The sequence below is a fragment of the Mucilaginibacter sp. genome (assembly GCF_964263795.1).
GTDB lineage: Bacteria > Bacteroidota > Bacteroidia > Sphingobacteriales > Sphingobacteriaceae > Mucilaginibacter.
Genome location: NZ_CAXVWK010000111.1, coordinates 1 through 7,089 on the forward strand (window position 1 = coordinate 1; position 7,089 = coordinate 7,089).

7 protein-coding genes are annotated in these 7,089 nt (G+C 42.8%); 3 read left to right on the plus strand and 4 right to left on the minus strand.

Features of this window, described 5'->3' with window-relative positions:
- Positions 1–429: hypothetical protein (locus ACE5CV_RS17595; RefSeq protein WP_374951506.1), on the plus strand; the 429-nt coding region annotated here is incomplete at its 5' end.
- Positions 430–511: 82 nt separating this feature from the next.
- On the opposite strand, the gene ACE5CV_RS17600 is transcribed toward ACE5CV_RS17595, so the two are convergent.
- The gene (locus ACE5CV_RS17600) at positions 512–1,135 is read right to left on the minus strand and encodes a tetratricopeptide repeat protein (RefSeq protein WP_374951507.1); all 624 of its coding nucleotides are present in this window, start codon (positions 1,133–1,135) and stop codon (positions 512–514) included.
- A gap of 443 nt (positions 1,136–1,578) precedes the next feature.
- On the opposite strand from ACE5CV_RS17600, the gene lon reads away from it, so the two are divergent.
- A complete protein-coding gene (gene lon / locus ACE5CV_RS17605) occupies positions 1,579–4,059 on the plus strand; it encodes an endopeptidase La (protein WP_374951508.1) in 2,481 nt (826 codons plus the stop codon).
- 155 nt (positions 4,060–4,214) lie between these two features.
- Here the strand turns inward: lon and ACE5CV_RS17610 are convergent, their stop codons facing one another.
- Together ACE5CV_RS17610 and ACE5CV_RS17615 are read right to left on the minus strand one after the other, a co-directional pair.
- On the minus strand, positions 4,215–4,781 hold the full coding sequence (locus ACE5CV_RS17610; protein WP_374951509.1) for a hypothetical protein: 567 nt from the start codon (positions 4,779–4,781) through the stop codon (positions 4,215–4,217).
- A gap of 41 nt (positions 4,782–4,822) precedes the next feature.
- Positions 4,823–5,314 (minus strand): hypothetical protein, encoded by a 492-nt coding sequence (locus ACE5CV_RS17615; protein ID WP_374951510.1) that lies wholly within the window; start codon positions 5,312–5,314, stop codon positions 4,823–4,825.
- Between the two features lie 208 nt (positions 5,315–5,522).
- Here ACE5CV_RS17615 and ACE5CV_RS17620 point away from each other — a divergent pair, with 208 nt between their 5' ends.
- Entirely contained in the window at positions 5,523–6,497 is a 975-nt protein-coding gene (locus ACE5CV_RS17620) for a lipid A deacylase LpxR family protein (protein WP_374951511.1), read from the plus strand.
- Here ACE5CV_RS17620 and arfB read toward each other — a convergent pair.
- Positions 6,494–6,904, minus strand: coding sequence for an alternative ribosome rescue aminoacyl-tRNA hydrolase ArfB (gene arfB / locus ACE5CV_RS17625; RefSeq protein WP_374951512.1), 411 nt, complete (start codon positions 6,902–6,904; stop codon positions 6,494–6,496). The two genes, ACE5CV_RS17620 and arfB, sit on opposite strands and share 4 nt — an antisense overlap.
- Positions 6,905–7,089: the final 185 nt, after the last annotated feature.

The following is a 7,089-nucleotide window of genomic DNA, read 5'->3' on the forward strand; positions in this document are numbered from 1 at the left end:
AAAGAATACTTTAAGCAGGAGGCTTCCCGGCTTACAAAGCTTAACCACGATGTTAAAAAATCAGTGCAGCATAATGGCAGTACAGAAAGCAAGCAGGTGCATATACCCAACTGGGCGCGCGAGCTAAACCTGTTTACCGAAAGCGACATTAATAAACCTGCGTGGAGCCGCAGCTACACCGTAGACTCCACCGCTACCAACATTACCTACAAAGCCAAATTTCCCGAGCTTAAAACGCGCTATATAACGGTTTGCAAAGTAAACGGCAAGGTTAGTGCCATAGAGATTGAGAACGATACCCACAACATCCTTTACAGCACTACAGAAAAACTCACCTACCTGCCCGATACCTTTTACCAGATAGAAAAAACGCAAAAGGTGAAAGTAATGGACGGCAACAGCTATAAGATCAAGGGCGAGTTTAAGTAAGGGCAGGATATAACGAGTTTTAACAACGCTAGTTTTGCTTCAGTATTCGAAAATCAACATTTAGTATTTATACTACGAAGCTTTAATGGTGCCCTACGGCAGACGCCAGTTTCTCTTTCGAGATCTCTAACAGGGACGAGATATCTGAGCGGTTAGGGTTGCTGTTCAGCACTTTCTCCAGGTCGGCTATGGATGCCCGGAGCGAATTAGTGCCGCGTACTTTATCATACGTGTGCGGGTTAGGCTGCAGCTTAAATATGCCGTAATCGCGATAAGCAATACCACGGATCTGGTATGATTTATTTTGTTCGGACGGGTCGATAGCGATAGCTTTTGTCAGATCAAAAATAGCACCGAGCAAATGCTTCTCCCGCTCTTGCGGAGATAAGGCTGCATCTTTACCCAAATAACCCTTAGCACGTGCCCGATAGTAATAAGCAGTAGCATCAACCGGGTTTATAAAGATAGCTTTTGAATAAGCCGCGATAGATTTACGGTAGTTTTCGCTATGATAATATGAATAACCCAGCATCCAGTAAGCATTGGCATTAGTAGAATCTATCAGGCAGGCTTTTTCCAGCTGCAATACGGCCGATTTAAAATTACCATCCATAAAGGCTTGCTGGCCCAGTTTTACATAGGCATTTTGTGCCGATGACTCGAGCGAGGTAATGATAATTAAAGAAATTATAGCCGACAGCCTCATCAAAAACTAAAGGGTTTAACCGTTAACAATACATTAACTACCAATATGGTGAAATAGTATAGCGGGGGCGCAATTTGTTAAAAAAATATTTAATGTTTACAACTAAAGCTTCTACTGCGTAATCAGCATCGATAGCGCGTGGTATCTAAGCGGTTGGATCGATCTCTAAATCCGGTAACCCGAGCCGACCATGCCTGACGAAATTTCCGTTTAAATTTAAAAACCTGTTAATTTTTAAATGTTTACGATTTACATGTAAACAGCACTATATCAAGCACATGTGAACTGTCGGAATTTATCAGCGGCAATCCGCCTACATTGGCATAGCTCTTGAAACACTATATTTGCATAAATTAACAATACTATTTAAACTATCCGGTTAACCCTGGCTTTGCTGTGGCTGCCAATTTGACGTTTACTGGTATTATATAACAAGGTGATTAATGAGTTACGATCCGTTCGATTTTAAAAATACAATGCCAACTATCAATGAAGATTCGGAGTTTTTCCCACTGATGTCGTCAGAGGATGAAGCCGAGATGAACAGTGAAGAGGTGCCCGAGATACTTCCAATACTACCGCTTCGTAACACAGTACTGTTTCCGGGTGTAGTGATCCCTATTACCGTTGGCCGCGATAAATCTATTAAACTTATCCGCGATGCTAATAAAGGCAGCCGCCTTATAGGCGTTGTTGCACAGCAGGATGTAAGTATAGAAGATCCGAATTTTAGCCAACTGCACAAGGTTGGTACTATTGCGCTGATCATTAAAATGCTGCAAATGCCCGATGGTAATACCACCGTTATTTTGCAGGGCAAAAAGCGTTTCGTGCTCAAAGAAGAAGTGCAGAGCGAGCCGTACATCAAAGCCACTTTAGAGCCTTTTAAAGAAATTAAGGCCAAAGAAGATAAAGAGTTTAAAGCCATGGTATCATCTGTTAAAGATATGGCCATGAACATTATCCAGCTATCGCCCAATATCCCGAGCGAGGCCGGTATTGCTATTCGCAACATCGAAAGCACATCATTCCTGATCAATTTTATATCCTCTAACATGAATGCGGATATGGCGGCCAAGCAGGTTTTACTGCAAACCGCCAGCCTGCGCGATAGGATAAACCTGGTTTTAGAGCACCTTACCCTTGACCTGCAGATGCTGGAACTCAAAAACCAGATCCAGACCAAAGTACGTGTTGATCTGGATAAGCAGCAGCGCGACTACTTCCTGAACCAGCAGCTAAAAACCATCCAGGAAGAATTGGGCGGCACTTCTCCCGACCTGGAGATTGAGAACCTGCGCCAGCGCGCCTTAAAAAAGAAATGGGATAAGGAGGTTAAAAGCCACTTTGCTAAAGAACTGGAGAAGCTAACGCGCACCAATCCTGCCGCTGCAGACTATTCGGTACAGATCAATTACTTAGAGCTGCTGCTTGACCTGCCATGGAACGAGTTCACTAAAGATAACTTCGACCTTAAACGCGCTCAAAAGGTGCTGGATAAAGACCATTTCGGGTTAGATAAAGTAAAGCAGCGCATCATCGAATATCTGGCGGTGTTAAAGCTGAAACATAACATGAAGGCGCCTATCCTATGTTTGGTTGGCCCTCCGGGTGTAGGTAAAACATCTTTGGGTAAATCTATCGCCAAGGCTTTGGGCCGTAAGTATGTGCGTATGGCGCTTGGCGGCGTACGCGATGAGGCGGAGATCCGCGGGCACCGTAAAACTTATATTGGCGCAATGCCGGGCCGGATCATCCAGTCGGTAAAAAAAGCCGGTGCAGCCAACCCGGTTTTTATACTTGACGAGATTGATAAAGTGAGTACCGATTTTCGTGGCGACCCGTCATCAGCCCTGTTAGAGGTTTTGGACCCGGAGCAAAACAGCAGCTTTTACGACAACTACGTGGAAATGGATTTTGACCTTAGCAATGTAATGTTTATTGCTACAGCCAATTCATTAAGCAGCATCCAGCCGGCTTTGCTGGATAGGATGGAGATCATCGAAGTGAACGGCTACACCATCGAAGAGAAAATCGAGATCGCTAAGAAACACCTGTTGCCTAAACAACGCGAAGCGCACGGCCTTACCATAAAGGATGTGGTGATTAAAAACGATGTGGTTGAAAAGATCATTGAAGATTATACCCGAGAATCGGGCGTACGCGCATTAGAGAAAAAGATAGGGTCGGTTATCCGTGGCGTGGCTAAAAACATCGCTATGGAAGAGCCCTACAATGCCAACGTGAATAAAGCCGAGGTAGAAAAAATATTGGGTGCCCCTATTTACGACAAGGATCTTTATGAAGGTAATGATACTGCTGGTGTGGTTACCGGCCTGGCCTGGACATCGGTAGGCGGCGATATCCTGTTTATAGAAGCAAGTTTGAGTCCCGGTAACGGCAAACTTACCTTAACAGGGTCCTTAGGAGATGTAATGAAAGAATCTGTAACGATTGCGCTGGCTTACCTGCGCGCGCATGCCGGTTTCTTTGACATCAATCCTAAATTGTTTGAGCAATGGGATGTACACGTGCACGTACCGGCAGGCGCTACGCCTAAAGACGGGCCATCGGCAGGTGTTACCATGCTTACGGCATTGGTTTCTGCCTTCACCCAACGCAAGATAAAACCCCACCTGGCCATGACCGGCGAGATAACCCTGCGCGGCCGCGTGTTGCCTGTAGGTGGTATCAAAGAAAAGATCCTTGCTGCAAAACGCGCTAATATCAAAGAGATCATCCTTTGCAAATCAAATCAGAAAGATATCCTGGAAATAAAAGAGGATTATATTACCGATCTGCAGTTTCATTACGTTACCGATATGCGTGAGGTAGTTACGTTAGCTTTACTAAACGAAAAGGTGACTGACGCTATAGATTTGACGGTTAAAGAAAAAGAGAAACCGGCTGTGGTGGTTGGGTAAACCGAAATTCATCTATGTAAAAAATATACGACCACTTTAGCCAGCTGTCTGGTTTAAAGTGGTCGTTACAAAACGAGTTTACAATCAGCACTGAAAAACTTGTTAACAATTAAATTCAAATGTGTTTCACCTCTGCAGGGCAATTCAAGTTCTACTTATTGGTTCTCTGCATCTTCAGAATCATCTTTTTCATATTTAGAATATTGCGCCCAATCACTATAAGTATATTTAGCCCCTGCCTTCTTTACTTTTCTTAATTTTTTGTTGACGTAAATTCTTAAATACTCATCGTTAATACTAACGGGTTCCGCATCAAAATCAAAAGCGGCAAAATCATAAGTAGGCACCACCTTTCTGGCCACCACCTTTTCAGGCATGTTCAACGTAAAATACGAAAAATCCTCATTAAGTACTATAAAACCAAATTCCGATCCGTCTTCATCATATATGTCAAGCCTTTTATTAACGTCCAGTTGAAATGATATAACGCCCGTCCCACGTTTTTTACTATCAACAAATGTAGCGATACCGCCGTCCTGGTATAAAAGCTCTTCACCAGGCTCAGCCTTAATATCCTTTAATGTATCTCGCTCCTCTTTTGCGGCAACAGTTTTATTACCTGAACGCTTCAAAGTATCTGGCACATTTGACTTTTTTTCTGGACTGCTCTTACACGCGGCCAGCAAAAAAATTAGCAGTAATATTGAATTTAGCTTAAACATGTTTTGTTAATTTTAAATATTGACAGTATCCTACGGGCAAACTATCGTACTAATATGGTATCGTTTGCCATCAGCTTAAGGTTATCTTTGCCATAGAGCAATTTTCTTACGGACATTTTTTTTGGATTTTCTTTCATACGTTCAAGAGTTATGTTGGCTAATAATTCATCGTTGTATCCTATTAAGTGCCCGTTTTCGTCCTCTCTTGCAGACTCATGTAAGTGATCCCTATAATCAACAAACATCTTTTTTTTATAAAATAGAAATGTAATGGTTTGAATGTGACCGATATTACCTGGTAAAAAGCTGGCCATTGCAAAACTGTCCAATTTTGTTAAAACCTCATTATCTGTCAAATCATCATAACTTGATACCTGGTAGTACTGCATTACATCCTTCGTACTGTAAAAATCTGTATTTAACCCTTTACCTGTAAGGTATTCATGATTAAACTCCTCACTTATAGGCTGCACAACCAGCTTTTGTTTCTGAGTGCAACTATACACTGATGATAACAGTGAAATTACTATCAAAATTTTAGCGGATAAGCCTGAGTGACTCCGATTCATACTTCTAAACGAATTTAAATTAAAGTTACCAATTCTTAATTCTGCTTTTGCACCTTTTTTCCAGCTGGTATTGAGCAGCCTTCGCCAATTTTACCGGGAATTAAAACAAAACAAAAGCCCCGATAAACCGGGGCTTTTTCTATTTTAGCGTACCAATGATAATGCCCCTTAAATGAAAATAAAATTACTTGCTATAGCAGCGTGCCTTTTGGGTAGCGTTACTTCTTTCGCTCAAAACCGTGGGCATGAAATAGGCTTTCAATCAGACAATGATTCGTTCCTGGCGCAGGGATCAGACAGATATTACACCAACGGTTTTTTCCTTTTTTACCGTGTGGCGCATGACCCGGCAAAAATGGGGAAACGCATGCGCGATGATGTTGCCAACGCGGTTTTTGGTTTTGAGTTAGGTCAAAAGATATACAACGCCCGATCAGGTAACCTGCCGGACGCGAGCTTTGTAGACAGGCCTTTCGCCGGGTATTTATACCTCGGTTTTAACGGAAACGTGCTTTATAAAAACGAAACCACTATTAAGCTGGGAGTAAAAGTAGGTGTTGTAGGGCCGGCGGCGGGGGGCTACCAGATCCAGAAATTCATTCACAACACCTTCGGGTTTTATGAACTTAACAGCTGGCAATACCAGGTGCGCAATGCTGCCCAATTGAACCTTAATCTTGATGTAAACAAATTGCTGGCACGTTCATCGGCGGCCGATCTTACTGTTACGGGCTATGTTAACGCGGGCACCGGTTTTAACGCCATAGGCGTTGGCCCTATGGTTAGGCTGGGTAATTTTAACCAGTTATTTCAATCGGTAAGCACACAAAGCACAGCAAGCCGTAATGCGGCAAATCAACTGCTGCATAACACGGAGTTGTTTTTTTACTACAAGCCGCAAATCAACGCTGTTGCCTACGATGCAACTGCCCAGGGAAATATCTTTAAGGATCATCCGGAACCCGGCACGCAAGAGATTGTTGGCGACATCAATCATGTTGTTTTTAGCAACCAACTGGGTGTTAGCTATGCAAGCAGCCGTTTTGTGGTTGATCTATCGGCGTTCATCAATACCCGCGAAGTAAAGCAAATGGTAAAAAGCACCCACCAATGGGGCTCATTAACGGTGCTTTACCGCTTTAATTAATAGTCGAAATTAGGGCGGCGGTCGGCTTTTTTGGTCGATTGCGCTTTTTTGTCGCCCAGGCGGGCAAGCTTGGCAGCTTTACTTACTTTGGCAGCTTTGCGCAGCTTAGGTTTGTGCAGCGCGTTGGTAAGTAAAACCACTAACCGTTCTACTGCTATTTCTTTATTAAGGTACTGGCTGCGTTCTTCATCACAGATCACCTGCACCAGGCCGTCCTTATTAAAACGGTTCTGCAGTTTATCTTTCAGCAATATCTTTTCCTCATCAGTAAATAATGCCGACTGGTTGATATCAAAAAGCAACTCGACCTTAGTAGATACTTTGTTTACGTTTTGGCCTCCCTTGCCCCCACTGCGCGATGTTTTGTAGCTTACTTCGCGTTGCAAATCGGCCTTGCTCAAATTCATAACCAAAGATAATTAACGGCTGTTAAAATAGCTTAGCACATGCGTATTAAATACTGCTCAACGATACAACGCCTGCACTTAATATTCCTAAAAAGAGTGTTAACCCATGTTTTTTATAACTATTTGTCTTACAAATAATTAAGCCATTTTTACTCAAAAAAGTGTAAACCTTTGTTAACCTTTGT

Bases quoted from the DNA above. Each gene is read 5' to 3' on its own strand.
- lon (WP_374951508.1), top strand. From the start codon at position 1,579: ATGAGTTACGATCCGTTCGATTTTAAAAATACAATGCCAACTATCAAT.
- ACE5CV_RS17620 (WP_374951511.1), top strand. From the start codon at position 5,523: ATGAAAATAAAATTACTTGCTATAGCAGCGTGCCTTTTGGGTAGCGTT.
- arfB (WP_374951512.1), bottom strand. From the start codon at position 6,904: ATGAATTTGAGCAAGGCCGATTTGCAACGCGAAGTAAGCTACAAAACA.
- ACE5CV_RS17600 (WP_374951507.1), bottom strand. From the start codon at position 1,135: ATGAGGCTGTCGGCTATAATTTCTTTAATTATCATTACCTCGCTCGAG.
- ACE5CV_RS17610 (WP_374951509.1), bottom strand. From the start codon at position 4,781: ATGTTTAAGCTAAATTCAATATTACTGCTAATTTTTTTGCTGGCCGCG.